Origin of the sequence: Victivallis sp., from assembly GCF_048170485.1 — a bacterium.
In the GTDB taxonomy this organism is placed as follows: domain Bacteria; phylum Verrucomicrobiota; class Lentisphaeria; order Victivallales; family Victivallaceae; genus Victivallis.
Genome location: NZ_DBEXAY010000259.1, coordinates 1 through 19316, shown reverse-complemented (window position 1 = coordinate 19316; position 19316 = coordinate 1). Strand labels below are relative to the sequence as shown.

The 19316-nt window shown below is 60.7% G+C and carries 21 protein-coding genes; 5 read left to right on the top strand and 16 right to left on the bottom strand.

Translation table 11 applies throughout. The features are described 5' to 3' along the window. Positions 1-12: 12 nt before the first annotated feature. From pheS to ACMLHG_RS13515, 16 genes are all read right to left on the bottom strand, one after another. Positions 13-1023 (bottom strand): phenylalanine--tRNA ligase subunit alpha, encoded by a 1011-nt coding sequence (gene pheS / locus ACMLHG_RS13590; RefSeq protein ID WP_417170846.1) that lies wholly within the window; start codon positions 1021-1023, stop codon positions 13-15. A gap of 291 nt (positions 1024-1314) precedes the next feature. Beyond that, positions 1315-1665: a 50S ribosomal protein L20 gene (gene rplT, locus ACMLHG_RS13585; protein WP_294433666.1), complete on the bottom strand. Its 351-nt coding sequence runs from the start codon at positions 1663-1665 to the stop codon at positions 1315-1317. 21 nt (positions 1666-1686) lie between these two features. Then, the gene (gene rpmI / locus ACMLHG_RS13580) at positions 1687-1887 is read right to left on the bottom strand and encodes a 50S ribosomal protein L35 (protein ID WP_294433668.1); all 201 of its coding nucleotides are present in this window, start codon (positions 1885-1887) and stop codon (positions 1687-1689) included. A gap of 81 nt (positions 1888-1968) precedes the next feature. Continuing rightward, positions 1969-2466, bottom strand: a complete 498-nt coding sequence (gene infC, locus ACMLHG_RS13575; RefSeq protein WP_294433723.1) for a translation initiation factor IF-3 — start codon at positions 2464-2466, stop codon at positions 1969-1971. A gap of 95 nt (positions 2467-2561) precedes the next feature. Then, on the bottom strand, positions 2562-4292 hold the full coding sequence (gene thrS / locus ACMLHG_RS13570; protein WP_295808172.1) for a threonine--tRNA ligase: 1731 nt from the start codon (positions 4290-4292) through the stop codon (positions 2562-2564). A 113-nt stretch (positions 4293-4405) separates the two neighbouring features. After that, positions 4406-5092: a ribonuclease HII gene (locus ACMLHG_RS13565; protein WP_295808174.1), complete on the bottom strand. Its 687-nt coding sequence runs from the start codon at positions 5090-5092 to the stop codon at positions 4406-4408. Between the two features lie 15 nt (positions 5093-5107). Further along, positions 5108-5455, bottom strand: a complete 348-nt coding sequence (gene rplS / locus ACMLHG_RS13560) for a 50S ribosomal protein L19 (protein ID WP_294433674.1) — start codon at positions 5453-5455, stop codon at positions 5108-5110. Next, positions 5452-6153 carry a tRNA (guanosine(37)-N1)-methyltransferase TrmD gene (gene trmD / locus ACMLHG_RS13555; protein ID WP_294433676.1) on the bottom strand — a complete coding sequence of 234 codons (702 nt, stop codon included), beginning with the start codon at positions 6151-6153 and terminating at the stop codon, positions 5452-5454. The genes rplS and trmD overlap by 4 nt, the downstream gene beginning before the upstream one ends. A gap of 17 nt (positions 6154-6170) precedes the next feature. Next, positions 6171-6494, bottom strand: a complete 324-nt coding sequence (locus ACMLHG_RS13550; protein WP_294433678.1) for a KH domain-containing protein — start codon at positions 6492-6494, stop codon at positions 6171-6173. Positions 6495-6554: 60 nt separating this feature from the next. Next, positions 6555-6956, bottom strand: a complete 402-nt coding sequence (gene rpsP / locus ACMLHG_RS13545; RefSeq protein WP_417170835.1) for a 30S ribosomal protein S16 — start codon at positions 6954-6956, stop codon at positions 6555-6557. Between the two features lie 289 nt (positions 6957-7245). Further along, positions 7246-7926 (bottom strand): electron transport complex subunit RsxE, encoded by a 681-nt coding sequence (rsxE, locus tag ACMLHG_RS13540; protein ID WP_294433683.1) that lies wholly within the window; start codon positions 7924-7926, stop codon positions 7246-7248. Further along, positions 7923-8585, bottom strand: a complete 663-nt coding sequence (locus ACMLHG_RS13535) for an RnfABCDGE type electron transport complex subunit G (protein WP_295808180.1) — start codon at positions 8583-8585, stop codon at positions 7923-7925. Before ACMLHG_RS13535 ends, rsxE begins: the two co-directional genes overlap by 4 nt. Before the next feature lie 4 nt (positions 8586-8589). Further along, complete coding sequence (locus tag ACMLHG_RS13530; RefSeq protein ID WP_295808183.1) at positions 8590-9714, bottom strand: RnfABCDGE type electron transport complex subunit D; 1125 nt, start codon at positions 9712-9714, stop codon at positions 8590-8592. Positions 9715-9740: 26 nt separating this feature from the next. Then, on the bottom strand, positions 9741-11069 hold the full coding sequence (gene rsxC / locus ACMLHG_RS13525) for an electron transport complex subunit RsxC (RefSeq protein ID WP_417170834.1): 1329 nt from the start codon (positions 11067-11069) through the stop codon (positions 9741-9743). Beyond that, positions 11066-11911, bottom strand: coding sequence for an RnfABCDGE type electron transport complex subunit B (locus ACMLHG_RS13520; RefSeq protein WP_294433691.1), 846 nt, complete (start codon positions 11909-11911; stop codon positions 11066-11068). Before ACMLHG_RS13520 ends, rsxC begins: the two co-directional genes overlap by 4 nt. A gap of 22 nt (positions 11912-11933) precedes the next feature. Then, positions 11934-12524 carry an electron transport complex protein RnfA gene (locus ACMLHG_RS13515; RefSeq protein WP_294433693.1) on the bottom strand — a complete coding sequence of 197 codons (591 nt, stop codon included), beginning with the start codon at positions 12522-12524 and terminating at the stop codon, positions 11934-11936. Positions 12525-12909: 385 nt separating this feature from the next. Between ACMLHG_RS13515 and ACMLHG_RS13510 the strand changes: the two genes are divergently transcribed. The 5 genes from ACMLHG_RS13510 (at position 12910) to ACMLHG_RS13490 (ending at position 19120) form a co-directional block, all read left to right on the top strand. After that, the gene (locus ACMLHG_RS13510) at positions 12910-13371 is read left to right on the top strand and encodes a PTS sugar transporter subunit IIA (protein ID WP_294433695.1); all 462 of its coding nucleotides are present in this window, start codon (positions 12910-12912) and stop codon (positions 13369-13371) included. Between the two features lie 22 nt (positions 13372-13393). Next, positions 13394-13789 carry a hypothetical protein gene (locus tag ACMLHG_RS13505; RefSeq protein WP_294433698.1) on the top strand — a complete coding sequence of 132 codons (396 nt, stop codon included), beginning with the start codon at positions 13394-13396 and terminating at the stop codon, positions 13787-13789. A gap of 166 nt (positions 13790-13955) precedes the next feature. Continuing rightward, positions 13956-14522 (top strand): orotate phosphoribosyltransferase, encoded by a 567-nt coding sequence (gene pyrE, locus ACMLHG_RS13500; protein WP_294433700.1) that lies wholly within the window; start codon positions 13956-13958, stop codon positions 14520-14522. 1 nt (position 14523) lies between these two features. After that, positions 14524-17553: a preprotein translocase subunit SecA gene (secA, locus tag ACMLHG_RS13495; RefSeq protein ID WP_295808191.1), complete on the top strand. Its 3030-nt coding sequence runs from the start codon at positions 14524-14526 to the stop codon at positions 17551-17553. A 901-nt stretch (positions 17554-18454) separates the two neighbouring features. Then, complete coding sequence (locus tag ACMLHG_RS13490; protein WP_417170833.1) at positions 18455-19120, top strand: hypothetical protein; 666 nt, start codon at positions 18455-18457, stop codon at positions 19118-19120. The last annotated feature ends 196 nt before the right edge of the window (positions 19121-19316 follow it).

Below are 19316 nucleotides of genomic sequence, written 5' to 3'. Positions count from 1 at the left end.
AAGTTTCCTCCGTCAGAACTGTTCGAGGAAGCGAACATCGTTTTCATACAAAAGCCGAAGATCCGGAATCCGGTAGCGGAGCATCGCCAGCCGCTCGATCCCCATGCCGAACGCGAACCCGGTCCACTCCTCCGGATCGTATCCGACGTTCGCAAACACCGCCGGGTCGACCATGCCCGCGCCGGCGATCTCGATCCAGCCGGAGTGCTTGCACACCGGGCACCCCTTGCCGCCGCACATGATGCAGCTGAAATCATACTCCACGCTCGGCTCGGTGAAGGGGAAGAAGTGCGGCCGCAGCCGGATCTTCACCTTCGGCCCGTACATCTCGGTGGCGAAGGTCTGAAGCACGCTCTTGAGGTCGGCCATCGAGACGCCGCGGTCCACATAGAGCCCTTCGATCTGATGGAAGTTCATGCCGTGAGTCGCATCCGGCGTGTCGCGGCGGAACACCCGCCCGGGCGCGACAATCCGCACCGGCGGCTGATGGGACTCCATCACCCGGATCTGCACCGGGCTGGTCTGCGTGCGAAGAATCCGCCCGTCGGCAAAATAGAAGGTGTCCTGCGGGTCGCGGGAGGGATGGTCCGCCGGCGTGTTGAGCGCGTCGAAGTTGTGATAGATGTCCTCGATCTCCGGCCCCTCCGCGACAATGAACCCCATCCGGCGGAAGACCGCCACGCACTCGTCGGCCAGCATCGTGATCGGGTGCTTGTGCCCCGCCTTCCAGCGCCGCCCCGGCAGCGTCAGGTCGATCGCGTCACCGCTGCCGGAACCGGCCGCCTTCAGCCGGGCGGCGGCGTTCTCGATCAGCTCCTGAATCTTCCCGCGGCCGGCGTTGAACGCACAGCCGGTCTCACGCCGCTCCTCCGGCGGAACCTGACCCATCTCCCGGGAGATCGCAGGAAAAAGTCCGTTGCGCCCGAGATAATCGATCCGCAACTGCTCGACCGCCGCGGCATCGGCGGCCTCTCCCGCCCGCCGCTCCGCATCGGCGAGCGCCTGATTGATTTTTTCTATAATCGCATTCATTGATTTCACCGAATTCGAATTCCTGAAGGCCGCCTCCGCACCGTGCGGAAAGCCGCCGTGATTCCATTCAACGAGAACAAGGAGTCCGCCTCGCAGGAGACGAACGGTCCGCCGCTGAAGAGAAAGCGCCCGCTCTCTCTTCAACGGCGGCTGCTAAATCGCCTCGACTGGTCCGAATTTCTCATCGTTTCCGCATCTCCTCCCGGATCAAAACAAAAACAGCTTGAAAGTTGGTGAAAAAGTCACCAATTTCAAGCTGTCAGGCTTCGATCGTTTCGAGGCTCAGGCCTGGGTGACTTTTTCCACCAGGGCCTTGAACTCGGCGGGTTCGTTGACCGCCAGATCGGCCAGAACCTTGCGGTTCAGCTCGATATTGGCCTTCTTCAACCCGTTCATAAACTGGCTGTAGTTGACGTTCAGCGCGCGGCAGGCGGCGTTGATACGCACAATCCACAGACCGCGATACTGCTGCTTCTTCTGCTTGCGGCCGCGATAGGAGTGGGTCAGCGCCTTGTCCACCGCATCGTATACGGTGCGGATGTTCTTGCTGCTGTTCCCGTAAAATCCCTTGGCACGCTCCAACGTACGCTTGCGGCGCTTCCGCGACGGCACGGCATAAGTAACTCTCGACATGATGAATCCTCCGTCTCAGAATTAAAGCCCGTAGGGCAGCGCGGCCTTGATCCGGCGCATTTCAGTCGCTTTCACGGCTCCATCCTGACGCAGGCGGCGACGACGCTTCGCGTTTTTGGACGACTTCAGGTGGCGGGCACCCGCCTTGTGGTGCCGGAACTTGCCGGTCCCGGTCTCTTTGAGCCGCTTCGCGGCACATTTTCTGGTCTTCAGCTTCGGCATTGTTCAACTTCCTTCTTTGGAGTTTCGTTCTTCCGCCGAGCCGGTCAATGCAACACCGGCTGCGGCAGCCGCCCCCAAACCCTATTTGGGAGCGAAGTTCACGGAAATATTCCGCCCCAGCATCTTCGGTTTCCCGTCGGCATCCGCATACGGTGCCAGCGCCGCCATCACCTGATCCATCAGCTGGAACGCCAGATCCTGATGGGCCATTTCACGGCCGCGAAGTGCCAGAGTGATCTTTAATCTACACCCTTTTTCCAAAAAATCAAGGGCGTGCTTCAACTTTGTCTGATAATCGTGGTCGTCGATGTTGACATGAAACTTGACCTCCTTGAGCTTCTGCGCCGCGGAGTTCTTCCGCTGCGCCTTCAGATTCTTCTTCTGCTCATACTGGAGTTTGCCGAAGTTCATGATCCGGACCACCGGCGGCGTCGAGCGGTCGGAGACCAGCACGAGGTCCAGCCCCGCCTCCTGGGCAAGCTCCCGGGCGCGGGCGTACGGAACCACATTCAACTGTTCGCCGTCAACTCCGATCAGGCGGACCTGCTCGGCGGTGAATGTACGATCATTCGGTTTCAGCAGCTTAGCAATAACAGCACCCTCCCTTCAAAAAGGATATTTTCCGCTCCGGACGCCTCGTCCGGAGCTTATTTGCAACATTCTACACTATAACGTCAAACAATCTTGTTGTCAACCTCAAAACGCATTTTTTCCGCAAGTTGATCGACCGTCATGACGCCGAGCTCGCCTTCGCGGCGGTTGCGCACCGCGGCGGTTCCATCCGCCGCCTCCCGTTCGCCGACCACCAGCATGTACGGAATCCGCTCCTTCCGGGCGTCCTTGATCTTCGCGCCGAGGCTCGCCGCCTGCTCGTCGATCTCCACCCGGAACCCGCGCTTGCGCAGTTCCAGCATCAGCGCCTTCGCCGCATCCAGCTGTTTGTCGGAAACCGGCAGCACCCGCGCCTGTTCCGGCGCCAGCCAGAGCGGGAACGCCCCCGCGTACTGCTCGATCAGAATGCCGAAGAAACGCTCCAGCGACCCCATCAGCGCACGGTGCACCATGTAGGGCCGGTGCTTCTTGCCGTCCTCGCCGATGTAGGTCATGTCGAACCGCTCCGGCAGGTTGAAGTCGAACTGAATCGTCGCCGTCTGCCACTCGCGGCCGATCGCATCCTTCACCTTGAGGTCGATCTTCGGCCCGTAGAAGGCGCCGCCGCCCTCGTCCACCTCGTAGTCGAGGTTCAGCTTCTTCACCGCCTTCTCCAGCGAAGTCAACGCCTTCTCCCACCGCTCCGGTTCGCCGACCGCCTTGGCCGGGCGCGTCGAGAGGTACGGCTTGATCTCCTTGAATCCAAAGCAGTTCCAGATGTACAAACTGAACCGGAGCACTTCGGCGATCTCATCCTCGATCTGTTCCGGCGTACAGATGATGTGCGAATCGTCCTGCGTGAAGCCGCGCACCCGCAGAAGTCCGTGCAGCGCGCCGGACTTCTCGTAGCGGTAGACCGTCCCCAGCTCCGCCCAGCGCAGCGGCAGCTCCCGGTAGGAGCGCAGACGCGACTGGTAGATCTCGATGTGGAACGGGCAGTTCATCGGCTTGACGTAGTAGTCCTTCTCGTCGATCTGCATCGCAGAGTACATCCCCTCCTTGTAGAAGTCGAGGTGACCGCTGGTCTCCCAGAGGATGCTCTGGCCGATGTGCGGCGTGTAGAGCAGCTGGTAGCCGTTCTTGTAGTGCTCCTCGCGCCAGAAGGTTTCGAAGGTGTTCCGGATGAACGCCCCCTTCGGGTGCCACAGCACCAGCCCCGGCCCGACGTTCTCGGAGAAGCTGAAGAGGTCCAGCTCCTGCCCGAGCTTGCGGTGGTCGCGCTTGGCCGCCTCCTCCAGCTGCTTGAGGTAGGCCTGCAGCTCCTCCTCGGTCGCGAACGCGGTGCCGTAGATCCGCTGCAGCATCTTGTTCTTCTCATCGCCGCGGAAGTAGGAGCCCGCGATCGACTGCAGCTTCACCGCGCCGATGTCGCCGGAGTTGCCGACGTGCGGTCCGCGGCAGAGATCGACAAAGTCGCCGGTGCGGTAGAAGGTGATCTTCGCCCCTTCCGGAATGTCGGCGAGACGCTCCAGTTTGTAGGTCTGCCCGGCCTCGGAGAGCATCTTCTCGGCCTCGGCGCGCGAAAGCTCGAAGCACTCGAAGGGGAGTTTCCGCCCGATCAGTTTCTTCATCGCCTTCTCGATCGCCTTCAGATCCTCCGGCAGCAGCCGGTGCTCCATGTCGAAGTCGTAGTAGAAGCCGTTCTCGGTCGCCGGACCGATGTCGAATTTCGCGTCAGGATAGAGCTGCTGCACCGCCGCCGCCATCACGTGCGCGGCACTGTGCCGGATCGTTTCCAATGGATAGTTGTTCATGATAGTACCTGTATTTCAATCGAACTGTTTCGTTTCACTCAGCAAACACACACCGGATTGCACCGCTAGTCCCGCCCGCGTCGGTGACGCGGGGGAATCCTCTCTCTGCCCAATCATTCATCTTCCATCGCTCCAAACAGATCCGGCTGTTCCGGCGGAGGATCGATGATCTCCCGCACCGGCCGGAAACTTTTCCTGTGCTCCGGACAGGGCCCGAGGCGGCGCAGCGCATCGAGATGCTCCGCGGTGCCGTACCCCTTGTGCCCGGCAAATCCATATCCGGGATAGCGCGTCTCATACTCTTCCATCAGACGGTCCCGGTAAACCTTCGCCACAATGCTGGCCGCCGCGATGCTCGCCGAACGGCCGTCGCCGCCGACCATCGCCCGCGACGGATACGGGAGCCCCTTCACCGGACGCCCGTCCACCAGAATAAAATCCACCTTTTCCAACTGCTCGACCGCGAGCCGCATCGCCCGCCAGGTCGCCCGCAGAATATCGAGCCGGTCGATCTCAGCCGCAGAAACCTCGCCGATCCCGATCGACACACCGGGCACCGCCCGGATTGCCCGTTCCAGCTCTTCCCGCTCCAAAGCGGTCAGCTTCTTCGAATCATTCACCGCCGGCCACGGCACGCCGCGCGGAAACACCACCGCCGCCGCTACGACCGGTCCGGCCAGCGGACCGCGCCCGACCTCGTCCACCCCGGCGACAAAACAGAACCCCTCCGCCCAGCATTCACATTCTGGCCGGAGGAGTTCATCCGCCTCGGATAACAATGCCGAAACACGATTCGACATGAATGGATCGAGGTCTTACTTCGTGCGCATCTCTTTGACGCGGGCGGCTTTGCCGACCTTGTCGCGCAGGTAGTAGAGCTTGGCGCGACGCACATCGCCGCGACGCACAACCTCGATCTTCTCAATCCGGGGGCTGTTGATCGGGAACACCCGTTCGACTCCCTGACCGGCCTGAACACGGCGGACCGTGAAGGTCTCTTCAATGCCGCTGCCGTGACGGGCGATCACCGTACCCTGAAACTGCTGGATACGCTCGTTGTCGCCTTCCACGATCTTGACGTGAATGCGGATCGTGTCGCCGACAGCGAACTCATGACGCTCGGCTCTGACCTGTTCCTTGCGAATTTTGTCGAGTATGTTCATTTCAACTCCGTCTCCGTTGTTTGTAAATACGTTTCCCACAAATCCGGCCGCCGTTCCCGGGTCAGCCGCTCCGCCTGGAGCCGCCGCCACCGGCCGATCCGGCCGTGGTCTCCGGAGAGCAATACCTCCGGCACCTTCCGCCCCCGGTACTCCGGAGGGCGCGTATACTGCGGATATTCCAGAAGCCCTGCCGAGTGCGACTCTTCGACGCTCGACGCGTCATCGCCCAGCACCCCCGGCAGCAGCCGGATCACCGCATCCGCCATCACCATCGCCGCCAGATTCCCGCTGGTCAGAACGAAATCCCCCAGCGATATCTCCCGCGCGGCAATCAATTCAATCGCCCGCTCGTCGACCCCTTCGTAGTGGCCGGCGACGATCAGCAGATGCTGCTGCTGTGCCAGTTCGCGCGCCACTGCATCGGTGAACCTCTCCCCTCTCGGGCTGGTCAGGATCACCACCGTGCCGGGACGCCGCAGATCTTCCACCGCTTCCACCAGCGGCTCCACCTTCATCAGCATCCCCGGCCCGCCGCCGTACGGCTTGTCATCCACCGTACCGCGCGCGTCGTGCGCATACCGGCGCAGATCGACCGCATGAATTTCCGCGAGATTCCGCTCCGCCGCCCGGCCGATGATACTTTCACCGAGCGGCCCCGGAAACATCTCGGGGAACAGCGTTACGATGTCGATCCGCATCCTTTCTTCCGAAATAATCAATCGAGAACTTCGACCGAAACCCGCTTGCGCTGCCGCCCGGCCGCGCCGCTCACCAGAGCGCGGATCGCCATGATGGTCTTCCCGCGCTTGCCGACGATCTTGCCGATGTCCTCGCCGCGGCAGGAGATCCGGATCGAGCACCCTTCCTCGTTCTCTTCACTCTGGATGCGCACTTCATCCGGGTAATCGACCAGCGAACGAACCACGTAGTCGACAAATCCCTCCAGATCGTGCAGACTGCCGGTGCCGGCGGCGGCACGCTTCGGCTTCTCCGCCTCACGGGAACCGCCGGTCAAAAAGTTCAACAATGCCTTCAGCATGTTTTTCATTCCTTCCCATTGCTCTTCCTCCGCCCGTCAGCGGCACGGAGGAGGGCCTCATCAGGCCTCGGGAGCAGCTTCCGCCGCAGGGGCTTCCGCTTCCGCCGCAGGGGCTTCCGCTTCCGCCTTGGCCTGCGCCTCAGCCTCCGCCTTGGCCTTCGCTTCCGCCTCGGCCTTCGCCTTCGCCTTCTTCGACATTGCGGCCGGACGGACCACGTCCTTCAGACTCTTCCCGGCGCGGACACGCTCGACGATCTTCTCCGCGGTTTCGGAGAACGAAGCGCCGACACTCTTCCAGTAGTCCACACGCTCCAGGTTGAGACGCTCCTCTTTGCTGCGCGGATCATAAAAGCCCAGCTCTTCAATCGCCTTGCCGTCGCGGCTGGAACGCTTGTCCATGACCACCACCCGGAAACAGGCCACATTGCGGGTTCCGGTACGCTTCAATCTGACTCTGACCATAAAACTCTGAACCTCTTTTCTTTTTCGATCACAATCCACGAGTCCGGCACATCCGCAATACGCCCCGAACCTTACCGCGCGGCAACAGCCACGTTATTCCTAACCGCGCCGGTCCGGAAGCCCCACTCCCACAGGCCCAGAGGATTTGGCCATAGAAGTGCAATATTGCTGTACCATGAACTTATAATATATTACTCAAAAAAAATTCTGCAAGTTCAATTCGGAATTTTTTCCCAACTTCCCGGAAACAGGGCGCCGGCCGGCGCCCCTCTTCCCCTCGGCCGGGAGCTCAATCCTCATCCGCCGCCGGCGTACAGATCCGGCAGTGCTTGCAGTCCATTCCCTGCGGCGGCACGTAAAGCCGGCCTTCGCGAATCGCCTTCCGCCGCGAGAAGTAGTTGCGAATCGCCAGAATCGTGCCGACGATGATGAACGCACCCGGCGCCGCCGACGGCAGCAGGAAGTCGGTCGTCCACGCCGTGATGATCTTCACCTCGAAGATCGACCCGGTGCTGAGAAACTCCCGGATCGCGCCGAGCATCGTCAGCGTCAGCGTGAATCCGAGCCCCATCCCGGCACCGTCGAGAATCGAGCGCAGCGGCCCGTTCTTCGACGCGAACGCCTCGGCCCGGCCGAGCACGATGCAGTTCACCACGATCAGCGGAATGAAGATCCCGAGCGCCGCGTACAGCGACGGCGGCGCATAGGCCTTCATCAGCAGGTCGATGATCGTCACGAAGGTCGCAATCACCACGATGTAGACCGGGATGCGGATCTTCTTCGGCACAATTCCGCTGATGAGGGAGATCACCAGATTGCTCCCCGCCAGCACGAAGGTGGTCGCGATCCCCATGCCGACGCCGTTGGTGGCGCTGCTGGTCACCGCCAGCGTCGGACAGGTGCCGAGCAGAAGAACCAGCACCGGGTTCTCCTTCCAGATTCCCTTGGTAAAATCCTTGAGCAGGCTCATTTCTCTTTTCCTCCCGCCTTTTCCAGTTCCGCCCGGATCGCGGCGCCGTCCGTGAGATAGCACTGCGCGACCTGGTCAGCCAGCGCCGTGACGGTGCGGCTGGTGATGGTAGCCCCGGTGACGTAGTCGATGGTTCCACCATCCTTCTTCACCCGCCAGTTCTTCCCCTTTTCCGCGATCTTCCCGTTGAACTGGTCGAGGACCGGATTGGGCGCCAGCCCCTCCGGACGCTTGTCGAAAAGGTTGAAGATGGTCTTCCGGAACTGGCGCTGACAGACGTTCGCGCCGAGTCCGGGCGTCTCGTTCTGCGCGGTGATCAGCATCGCGCGGATTTTCCCGTCAGGATCGAGTCCGACCAGCCCGCGCACCGGGCCGGCGTAACCGCGCGCCGAGGCCTCGGCGGCGACCGCCACGAGTTTCCCCTTCTCATAGGCGCCCATGAAGAGGATGCCGTTGCACTCGACCGTCTGCTCGGTCGGCTGATTGTCGAACGGCGGCAGAATCTGCCGGAGCGCCTGGTTCTTGTTCTCCAGCTCCGCCTTCTCAATCGGCGCGGCAACCAGGTCGGAGAAGAGCGCCAGCAGCAGCGCCGAAACCAGGCCGGTAATTCCGAGAAAGAGTCCGAGGACCCAGAAATTTTCGGTATTCTTGAGATTCATTTTCCTACCCCCGTTTCGCCACGTAGCCGAAAGGCCGCCGGCCGCACCAGCGGTCGATCAGCGGCACGAGCGCATTCATGAAGAGAATCGAGAAGCTGACCCCTTCCGGATAGTTCCCCCAGATCCGGATCACGCTGGTGATCACGCCGCAGCCGATCGCGAACACCACGCAGCCGGTGCCGGTGATCGGCGAAGTGACCATATCGGTCGCCATGAAGAAGGCGCCGAGCATCAGTCCGCCGGTCAGAATGTGGAAAAGCGGCGTCGGCGTCACCCCCGGCAGGAACCAGTTGACCACGCCGGTGATGATCGCCACCGTGCCGATGTAGCAGACCGGCACCCGCCAGTTGATCAGATTGAAGGCGATCAGCAGAATTCCGCCGATCAGCAGGGCGATCACGCTGGTTTCACCGATACAGCCGCCCTTCTGCCCCAGGAAGTAGCGCCAGAGCAGCGCCTCGTTGTCGATCTTCGAGAAGTTCGTCTCCGCTTCCAGCGTGCGTCCCAGAACCTTTTTGGTGGTTCCGGCGACGCCGAGCGGCGTCGCACAGGTCACCGAATCGAGCGGCTTGCCCGCCTTGAGATCAGCCAGAGCCGCCGGACTGTAGAACTCCGCCGCCTCGGGATATCCCTTCCCGGTCATGCCGGCCGCGGGAGCCCAGGTGGTCATGATTCCGGGGATGGCGATCAGCAGGCCGACCCGCGCCACCAGCGCCGGGTTGAAGGGATTGTTGCCCAGTCCGCCGAACACCTGTTTGCCCAGCCAGATCGCCAGCAGCGCACCGATCAGACACGCCCAGAGCGGCGTCCCCGGCGGCAGGTTCAGCGCGAGCAGGAGACCGGTCAGCGCCGCGCTGCAGTCGGAGATGGTGCCGACGACCGGTTTCCCGGCCAGTTTGCACCAGAGCGCTTCGGCGCCGACGCAGAAGATCATCGTCGCCAGGATGACGCAGAGCGCCGAAACTCCGAAAAACCAGACCCCCGCGGCGGCCGCCGGCAGCAGCGCCAGCACCACCCGGTACATGATCCGGCGCACGTTTTCGGCGCCATGCAGGTGAGGAGACGAGCTCAGGACCAGTTTCGAACCGGTCGGGAGCATCACATCACGATTGGTTTTGTTTTCACTCATGATCTATGGAAAACCTTTCGAAGTGGTTATTTCTTGCGCTTGCGGATTTCAGCCTTGGCGCGGCGCATGTGCTGGACCAGCGGCCGCCGGGCCGGGCAGACGTAGGCGCAGGAGCCGCATTCCAGACAGTCCATCACGTGATTCTGGGCGGCGAGATCGAACCGTTCGCCCTCGATCGCACTTGCCAGCAGGCAGGGTGTCAGGTGCATCGGACAGCCCTGCACGCAACGGCCGCAGCGGATGCAGCCGACCGGATCGTAATTGAGCGCCTCGCTCGCCGGCAACAGCAAAATTCCGGAGGTGTTCTTGCAGACCGGCACGTCGAACGACTTCTGGGCGAACCCCATCATCGGGCCGCCGAGAATCAGTTTGCCCGGCTCCTCGGTGACCCCTCCGGCGAACTCGATCGCACGAATCACCGGCGTACCGATGCGGAGACGCCAGTTGCCCGGATTCTTCACCACTTCACCGGTGACGGTCACCACCCGTTCCACCAGCGGCAGCCCGCGGACCACCGCGTCAGCGGTCGCAGCCGCGGTGCCGACATTCTGCACCACGCAGCCGGCATCCATCGGCAGCCCGCCGGAAGGAACCACACGCCCGGTAATCGCATTGATCAGCTGTTTTTCCGACCCCTGCGGATACTGCACCTTGAGCACGGCGATCTTGACGCCGTATTCGCTGGCGCGGCGGCCGAGAATCTCGATCGCATCCGCCTTGTTCTCCTCGATGCCGACGTAGATGTTGGATACGCCGAGAATGCGGCCGGAAATGGCGGCCCCTTCGAGCACCTGCTCCGGCGCCTCCAGCATCAGCCGGTGGTCGGCGGTGAGGTAGGGTTCGCATTCGGCGCCGTTGAAGATCAACGTGTCGATCTTCTTCTCCGGCGGCGGCGAGAGCTTCACATGGGTCGGGAACGCCGCCCCGCCCATCCCGACCAGACCGGCCGCGGCGATGCGCGCCACCAGATCGGCCGGAGCCGCGTTGCGCCAGTCGATCGGCGGGAACGTTTCCCCCGCCTCGTCCTGCCCGTCGGCTTCGATCTCGATCGCCGGCACCGGGATGCCCATCGAACCGGGCACCTCGACAATGCCGGTCACCTTGCCGCTGGTCGGCGCGTGCAGATTGGCCGAAACGAAGCCGTCGGCGGCCGCGATCAGCTGATATTTCTTAACCAGATCCCCCGCCTTGACCACCGGTTTCGGCGGCTTCCCGGCGTTCTCGGAGATGACAACCTGATATTTCGACAGCAGCGGCGCAACGGCAATCGGCGAACCGCTGCTCAGCGTCTTGCCGTCGCCGGAGGGATGAATCCCTCCTTCAAACGTCAAAACTTCTCTAGAACTCTTATTCATTTTGCAGGACTCCAGTCAGGCTCGTTCTGTTCGATCTTCAAGTGCTCTTCAGCGGTCAGAAGACAGCCGGTCGGGCAGCCGATCGCCTGAACGTCCGCAGCGTCCGGCAGCGGCCGGGCACCGTAGTTGACCTCCGCCCGGAACCCGTTGACCGTGAACTTCTCCGGTGCGTAACGGGCACACTTGCGGCAGCCGAGGCAGGGCACCTTGCAGACCTGCTTCTTGGCCGGTCCCTTGAGCGGAGAGTTGCAGTAGACGTGCACCTCAGCCTCGGCGGGAACAAGCTTGATCACGCCGCGCGGACAGGCCGCGACACACTTGCCGCACCCGACGCAGAGCTCCCGGTGCACCACCGCGAGATTGTGGATGATTTCGATGGCGCCGAAGGGACACTTCCGCGCGCAGGTCCCCATGCCGAGACAGCCGTACTCGCACCCCTTCGGACCGCCCGCCACCAGCGAAGCGGAGACGCAGTCAAGCACGCCGTTGTAGTTGGAAAGCCGGACCGTCTGCTCCCTGTCGCCGCCGCAGCAGACCACCGCCCGCTGCTGAAAGGACTCCCCGGCGTCGATGCCGAGCGCCATCGCGATCGCGGTCACCTGTTCCTTGCTGGAAACCGGACACTTCGAGGGGGGATTCTCCCCGGCGACCACCGATTTGGCGAAGTCGGAGCAGCCCGCCTTGCCGCAGCCGCCGCAGTTGGCGCCGGGCAGGAGCTCCGTCACCAGTTCGACCCGGGCGTCAGATTCCACCCGGAACAGTTTCGCAAACCAGCCGATCACGATGCCGAGCACCAGCCCGAGCACCGCCATCAGCACGATTGCCGTCAACAATGTCATCATATCGACTACCTCTCTTCTGGAATCAGCAAAGTCCGGAGAATCCGACGAACGCCATCGCGAGGATTCCTGCCGTCACCAGAGCGATCGGCGTCCCCTGGAACGCGGTGGGCGGCGAGGCGAGCTCCAGCCGTTCGCGCAGACTGGCGAAGAGCAGCAGCGCCAGCGCGAAGCCGATTCCGGAAAAGAATCCGAACACGGTCGACTCCAGCACCGTGTAGTTGTTGTTCGCATTGATGGTCGCCGCACCGAGCACCGCGCAGTTGGTGGTGATGAGCGGCAGGTAGATGCCCAGCGCCTGATAGAGCACCGGGCTGAGCTTCTGGAGCATGATCTCGATCAGCTGCACCAGCGCCGCGATGATGAGGATGAAAAGCAGCACCTGGAGGAAGCCGAGATCGACTGCGGTACCGCCGAAATTGAAGTGGAGCAGATGCCGGAATACCACCGACGTGATGAACGACGCCAGCGTCATCACAAAAATCACCGCTCCGGACATGCCCATCGCCGTGCTCAGCCGTTTCGAGACGCCGAGGAAGGGGCAGATTCCCAGAAACCTCGACAGCACGAAGTTATAGACCAGCACAGCGCCGATCGTCAGTTCAAGATATTTCATTTTACCCTGACCCGTCTCCCTGTTGTTTTGATGTTTCGACCTTTTGGACGATCCCATTAAAATAAACGTGCCGAATCATTTTGTCAAGAGTTGGAGGAGCGATTTGTCCTTGAAATTCCGCTCTTTTTCCGTCGGAAGAGCGGGCGCAGGAACGGCAGATCCGTCTCGCAAAACCGGTATTTTTCCCCAATTTTCCCGTTTTTTTCTCCATCGATGGAAAAAATCTTCCGATTCCGGCAGTTTTTTTGGGTTAAAGTGTTGAAAAAAACAAAGTGGCGCGATATTTTAATGGAAAATTGCAGTGTCTTTCTGAACAGGGTCGTTTGCCAGCCCCTCTGCGTTGTATGTTCAGGCGGCCGAAAAACCGTATTACGGAGAATAAAAAATGAAGTATGATTTTACCCAGTACGTGACCAAGGATTCCGTGATGGCCCTCGACGGCCGGAACAAACTCGAGGTCATGGACCAGCTCATCACCCGGGCGGCGGATCTGACGAAATTGAGCCGCGACGTCATCTTCCGGCTGACCTGGAAACGGGAGCAGATGATGACCACCGGCGTCGGCGGCATGCTCGCGCTGCCCCATATCCGCGTCAACGACATCAACCGCCCCTACGTCCTCGTCGGCGTCTGCGAGAATCCGATCGAAGATTACCAGGGCCAGGACGATCAGCCGGTGCGGGTCATCGTCTTCACCGTCGCGCCCGATGAAAATCAGGAGGCCTATCTCCAGCTGCTCTCGAGCATCTCGCGCCGGCTGCGCAATCCGGCCCTGATCGAGGAGCTGATCGCCAACGTCTCGACGCCGGCCCAGATCCTCGACATCATCAAACGGGAAAACGCCTGACGGCACAGGGGGGAACGACACCATGAGCAGCAGAACCACCAACGAACTCGGCGCCAAGGCGCAGATCGACTTCCACTGTTTCGACCCGGAGTGCGACGGCGTCGTCAAGTTCAATCTCGCCGACATTTCCGCACGCGATTTTCAGGCGGTCTGCCCGAAGTGCCACCGCCCCTACGCCCTCGATGCGGCGCTGAAAGATAAACTTGGCCGGATGCTGGAGCTGATCGTCGCCATCCGGCACGCGGAAGATATTCTCGGCGACAGCAACGTCTCGGTCAACGTTGCCGGCGGCGAGGTAAAAATCCCATACGCGCTTCTGCTGACGCGCCTGAACACTCTCATCACGCTCGAAGTCGGTGACCGCAAGGTCGATTTCCACCTCTGGGTGGAGCCCTCTTCTCCGGATACGTTCCGTTAAAAGTCAGCTTGAGAAAAGCGGTGGATGTGTCGACAGGCGCCGGCCGGTCCGAACGGGGGGAAACATCCCCCGGAGGCAGGCGGGCGCCGGTGTCGTTTTCGGGAGGGGGAATTTCCCGCAGGGGAAACGGATGGTATCAATCACAATGATATACAGGAGAACGATTATGACAGAACAGGAAATCATCAGAATTCTGGAAGAATCCGGCGCTCTGCTCACCGGCCACTTCCAGCTCCGCAGCGGACTGCACAGCAACCGCTTCTTTCAGGCGGCGCTGCTGCTCCAGTATCCCGACAAGGCGGAGAAGGTCTGCCGCTTTCTCGCCGACCAGTTCCGCGGCGAGAAGATCGACGCGGTCATCAGCCCCGCGGTCGGCGGCCTGATCGTCGGTCAGGAGGTGGCCCGCGCCCTCGGCTGCCGCGCCATCTTCGCCGACAAGGAGGATGGAAAACTGGTGCTCAAGCGCGGCTTCACCATCCGGCCCGGTGAACGGATTCTCGTCGCCGAGGATGTCGTCACCAAGGGCGGCCGCGTCCAGCAGACCATCGATCTGGCCCGCAGCTTCGGCGCGGACATCGTCGGAATCGCGGTGATCGTCGACCGGTCCGGCGGCGATGCGAAGTTCGACGTTCCGTTCAAGAGTGCGCTCAAGCTGTCGCTGCCGACCTTCCAGCCGGAAGAGTGCCCGCTCTGCAAAGAGGGGCTGCCGGTCGATCGCCCGGGGTCGAAATAAGATGCTGAATCAAATTCTCAAAGCCGTTTTCGGCACCAAATCGCAGCGCGACCTCAAGAAAATGCTTCCGCTGGTCCGCCGGATCAACCAGCTGGAGGTGGAGTATCAGAAGCTCACCGACGAGGAGCTTCAGGCGAAAACTCCGGAGTTCAAACAGCGCCTCGCCAACGGCGAGACCCTCGACGACCTCCTCTGTGAAGCCTTCGCCGTCGTGAAGAACGCCTGCCGCCGCATGGTCGGCCGCGAAGTCGAAGTGTGCGGGCAGAAGCAGGTCTGGGATATGGTTCCCTTCGACGTCCAGCTCATGGGCGGCATCGCGCTCCACCGCGGCGGCATCGCGGAAATGGCCACCGGCGAAGGCAAAACCCTCGTCGCGACCATGCCGCTCTACCTCAACGCCCTGACCGGGCGCAACTGCCAGCTGGTCACGGTCAACGACTACCTTGCCCTGCGTGACTCCACCTGGATGGGCACGATCTACACCTTTCTCGGGCTGACCGTCGGCTGTCTGCAAAACCAGCAGCCGCCCCACGTCCGCCGCGAACAGTACGCCTGCGACATCACCTATGGCACCAACAGTGAATTCGGCTTCGACTACCTGCGCGACATGGGCATGGCGAACGAGGCCTCCCAGCTGGTGCAGCGCGACCACTACTACGCGATCATCGACGAAATCGACAGCATTCTGATCGACGAAGCGCGGACGCCGCTGATCATCTCCGGCCCGGTGCCGATGTCGACCCATCAGTTCGACAAACTTCAGCCGCTGGTGGCGGATCTCTACAACAAGCAGAACCTGCTCTGCTCGCGACTGGTGCGAGAAGCGCGCGCCACGCTCTCCGAAGAGAACCTCTCTTCGGAAAAACGCGAGGAGGCGATGTTGAAGCTGCTCCAGGTCAAACTCGGGCTGCCGACACACAAACAGCTGCTCCACGTGCTCGAAGACGGCGAGATCGTCAAGGATCTGGAGAAGCTCGAACTGCGCGTCCGCAGCGACGCCAACCGCGGCATGCTGCAGGAGGTGCAGGAGGCGCTCTTCTTCTCGATCGACGAGAAGACCCACGAAGCGGACCTGACCGAGCGCGGCCGTAAGACGCTGTCGCCCTCCGATCCGGATGCGTTCATCATGCCCGATCTGCTCGGCACGATCAACGCGATCGACAGCGACGACTCCCTCACGCCGGAGGAGAAGACGGAAAAACGCAACGCCTTCCAGGCGGAATTCGCCGACAAGAGCGAACGTCTTCACGACCTCTCGCAGCTGCTCAAGGCCTACTGCCTCTTTGAAAAGGACGTCAACTACGTCGTGCAGGAGGGCAAGGTCATGATCGTCGACGAGCACACCGGCCGTCTGATGCCGGGGCGTCGCTTCTCCGACGGGCTCCATCAGGCGCTCGAAGCCAAGGAGAACGTCGAGATCGAGCAGGAAACGCAGACGATGGCGACCATCACCATCCAGAACTACTTCCGCATGTACGAAAAGCTCGCGGGCATGACCGGTACCGCCGAAACCGAAGCGGCGGAGTTCCATCAGATCTACAAGCTTGACGTCACGGTCATCCCGACCAACCGCCCCTGCATCCGCAAGGACGAGAACGATTCGATCTTCAAGACCAAGCGCGAGAAGTTCAACGCGATTCTCAAGGATGTGGAGGAGCGCCACAAGAAGGGGCAGCCGGTTCTGCTCGGAACGATTTCGGTGGAAGATTCCGAAATTCTCTCCCGCATGCTCAAGCTGCGGCACATTCCGCACAACGTGCTCAACGCGAAGAACCACCAGCACGAAGCGGAAATCGTCGCCCGCGCCGGTCAGCCCGGCGCCGTGACCGTCGCCACCAACATGGCCGGCCGCGGTACCGACATCAAGCTGGCTCCGGGCGTCGCGGAACTGGGCGGTCTTCACGTGATCGGCAGTTCGCGCCACGACTCGCGCCGCATCGACCGCCAGTTGCGCGGGCGCTGTTCCCGCCAGGGAGACCCGGGCTCCTCGAAGTTCTACGTTTCGCTGGAAGACAACCTGATGCGCCTCTTCGGCTCCGACCGGATCGTCAAGATCTTCGAGCGGTTCGGCCTGGAAGAGGGGGATGAACTCCAGCATCCGTGGCTCAACAAGTCGATCGAGACCGCACAGCGCCGGGTGGAGCAGCATCACTTCGCCATCCGCAAACGCACGCTCGACTTCGACGACGTGATGAACAAACAGCGCGAGATCATCTACGGGCTGCGCAAGGAGGCGTTGCTCTCGGAGAATCCGCACGATGTGCTTTTCGGCATCATCGAGCAGGTGGTGGAGTCCGAGGTCAACAACGCCGCGGCGCCGGATGAATCCCGCCGGGGCAGTGAGAAGGACGGCTTCAATGCCGGGAAACTGATTGCCTACCTCAATCTGACCTTCCCGCTGGAATTCAAGGCGGAAGAGCTCACCGCCGGATTGCAGGACGGGCGACTGGTCGATCCGGATGCGCTGACGCTTCAGATCGTCGACCGGATTGAAAACGCCTACGGCGACCGGAATGCCGGACTGCCCGAAGATCAGGTGCAGTACCTTGAGCGCCACACGGTGCTCGAGGCGATCGACCGGCTCTGGCAGGAACATCTCTACGCCATGGACAACCTCCGCTCGAGCATGTCGCTGCGGGTCTATGCGCAGAAGGATCCGCTGGTCGAATACAAACACGAGGCGTACAAGATCTTCAAGTCGCTGATGGATCAGATCTACCATGACGTCGCCGGCAACCTCTTCCGGGTCACGGTGACCCGGCTGCTCTCGCTGGAGGAGCTGCTCGCGACCATGCCGCAGGAGCTGATTCACCAGACCTTCGGCCAGTTCGGCGGCGGCCCCGTCGAAGCGCCCGGACTTCCCGGCAACGCGGTGCTCACCGGAACGGTTACGGAAGAGGCGCCCGCCGAAGCGCCGCAGGAGCCGGAGGTGCAGATCACGTTCCGCCGCGAGGTTCCGAAGGTGGGGCGCAACGACCTCTGCCCCTGCGGCAGCGGCAAGAAGTATAAGAAGTGCTGCGGAAAAGAGTAACGGGCACAACGGCAAGCAGATACTCCTCCGGAACAGAAACGTTCCGGGGGAGTTTTTTTTGTGCGCGGTCAAGACCATCCGCAGTAACCAGGCATTCTCACGAACACAAGCGCGGCCACTGCCTCCCACAGTGACCAAGCCTTCTCTCAGGTACAAGCGCGGTCACGGCCTCCCGCAGTAACCCAGCCTTCTTACAGGCACAAACGCGGCCGGTACCTTTCACAGCAACCATGCTTTCTCACGGGCATAAGCGCAGTCAGCATTTCCCCCGGAACCCGGCCTTCTCACGGGCACAAGCGCGGTCAGCGCCGCGAGCGCATGTGAGAGAACTGCTTTGCGTTCCGCAAAGCAGCAAGGAGCGATTGCGACGCAGTCGAACGGAGTCGAGCGCAGCCCCTCCGGCGATTGAGGAGTTGGCGGGCGAAGCCCGACAAGTAAGGCCCGATAGGGCCGCGTGCGGATTCATATCAACCGACTTCTGCCTTCTCGCGGGCGGGGAGGTCTGGAGGGCGCCCGGCCCTCCAGCTCCCCCGACGATCATTTTCTCTCGGAAGTTCGAATATCCACCTCTGCCCCGCCCGCGTCCCGCAGAAGTCGAAAAATTCCGCCCCGGTACTGTTTCCCCCATCCGAAGAGATCTGGAGGGCATTCACTCCTCCTGCTCCCCCCAAGTAATATTTTCTCTCGAAAGTTCGCTTGTCGTCTTCCTCCTACAGGAGATGGAACTGTATTGCTCATATTTACTTACCATCGACTTGAAAAAGAGGAAAAAAGAAGGTATACTTATTCCAGAAAACGATAAGCAGGTGTCAATTGCGGAAGCGATGACGCTTCCCCCTTTCGCAAGGATCGTTTCACGCGAGGGAAACGACAGACCACGACTTTAAAACGGGGACACGGAATGGCTTCGGACACAACGAAAATGACAACTCGCCATGGATTAAGAGCTGATTGGCAGAGGCATATGTTTCGAGTCCTTCCTTTCTTATTGTTGCTTCCGGCTCTGTTTTATTTTTCTCTTACGTTTGAATGCTATCTGCAAAGGAGGAATGCTGATGATTTTGAAAAGCAATATATTGATTTTAAAGAGTTTAGTTCCGGTCAATATCGGTATGAAAAAGATATCTATTTCACGCCGGAGATATCCACTTTTCAGACTAGTGGCGGAAGAATATATCTGTATATCAAAGATTCGGTGTTGAACAAGCAAACTGTTCAAGGCATTCGTCTGGAAGTGATTCGAGAGAATCATGGAGAAATGAAAAGGTATCGTTACAGTTATTCCGATTCGGAAAAGAGTGCTGAGAGGTTTCGACGTTCAGGTTACCAGTGCCTTGCCTTTCCTCCAGTAAAACTTCATATTGATTACAATCACATAAAGTTTGCAATCAGCGGAATTGAATTGCCTGAACCCGGGAGTGATGCTGAAATCCTGCTCGTCTTTTCCGGGATAAAACGGCGAATTATCATTTGGACATATTTGTTTAAGGGAGTTGTTTCTTTGGCCGGATGGTTGCTGATTATCTCCATATATGCCCTTGTGGAAAGGAAAGTCAGAAAGAAATAAAGCCCGGAAAAATTCACACTTCGGTCGACTTTGACCGTGCCAGCGCTTTAAGCATGGTTAGAGTGTTGTGAGGGGAATTGCCACATCACCCCGGCCTTCTCACGGGCCCAAGCGCGGTAAGCGCCGCGAGCGCATGTGAGAGGACTGCTTTGCGTTCCGCAAAGCAGCAAGGAGCGATTGCGACGCAGTCGAACGG

Bases quoted from the DNA above. Each gene is read 5' to 3' on its own strand.
- ACMLHG_RS13535 (WP_295808180.1), bottom strand. From the start codon at position 8,585: ATGAATCTCAAGAATACCGAAAATTTCTGGGTCCTCGGACTCTTTCTC.
- trmD (WP_294433676.1), bottom strand. From the start codon at position 6,153: ATGCGGATCGACATCGTAACGCTGTTCCCCGAGATGTTTCCGGGGCCG.
- ACMLHG_RS13565 (WP_295808174.1), bottom strand. From the start codon at position 5,092: ATGTCGAATCGTGTTTCGGCATTGTTATCCGAGGCGGATGAACTCCTC.
- ACMLHG_RS13550 (WP_294433678.1), bottom strand. From the start codon at position 6,494: ATGCTGAAGGCATTGTTGAACTTTTTGACCGGCGGTTCCCGTGAGGCG.
- rplS (WP_294433674.1), bottom strand. From the start codon at position 5,455: ATGAACATACTCGACAAAATTCGCAAGGAACAGGTCAGAGCCGAGCGT.
- ACMLHG_RS13490 (WP_417170833.1), top strand. From the start codon at position 18,455: ATGGCTTCGGACACAACGAAAATGACAACTCGCCATGGATTAAGAGCT.
- pyrE (WP_294433700.1), top strand. From the start codon at position 13,956: ATGACAGAACAGGAAATCATCAGAATTCTGGAAGAATCCGGCGCTCTG.
- thrS (WP_295808172.1), bottom strand. From the start codon at position 4,292: ATGAACAACTATCCATTGGAAACGATCCGGCACAGTGCCGCGCACGTG.
- ACMLHG_RS13520 (WP_294433691.1), bottom strand. From the start codon at position 11,911: ATGATGACATTGTTGACGGCAATCGTGCTGATGGCGGTGCTCGGGCTG.
- rpsP (WP_417170835.1), bottom strand. From the start codon at position 6,956: ATGGTCAGAGTCAGATTGAAGCGTACCGGAACCCGCAATGTGGCCTGT.
- secA (WP_295808191.1), top strand. From the start codon at position 14,524: ATGCTGAATCAAATTCTCAAAGCCGTTTTCGGCACCAAATCGCAGCGC.
- rplT (WP_294433666.1), bottom strand. From the start codon at position 1,665: ATGTCGAGAGTTACTTATGCCGTGCCGTCGCGGAAGCGCCGCAAGCGT.
- ACMLHG_RS13530 (WP_295808183.1), bottom strand. From the start codon at position 9,714: ATGAGTGAAAACAAAACCAATCGTGATGTGATGCTCCCGACCGGTTCG.
- ACMLHG_RS13510 (WP_294433695.1), top strand. From the start codon at position 12,910: ATGAAGTATGATTTTACCCAGTACGTGACCAAGGATTCCGTGATGGCC.
- rpmI (WP_294433668.1), bottom strand. From the start codon at position 1,887: ATGCCGAAGCTGAAGACCAGAAAATGTGCCGCGAAGCGGCTCAAAGAG.
- rsxE (WP_294433683.1), bottom strand. From the start codon at position 7,926: ATGAGCCTGCTCAAGGATTTTACCAAGGGAATCTGGAAGGAGAACCCG.
- rsxC (WP_417170834.1), bottom strand. From the start codon at position 11,069: ATGAATAAGAGTTCTAGAGAAGTTTTGACGTTTGAAGGAGGGATTCAT.
- ACMLHG_RS13515 (WP_294433693.1), bottom strand. From the start codon at position 12,524: ATGAAATATCTTGAACTGACGATCGGCGCTGTGCTGGTCTATAACTTC.
- ACMLHG_RS13505 (WP_294433698.1), top strand. From the start codon at position 13,394: ATGAGCAGCAGAACCACCAACGAACTCGGCGCCAAGGCGCAGATCGAC.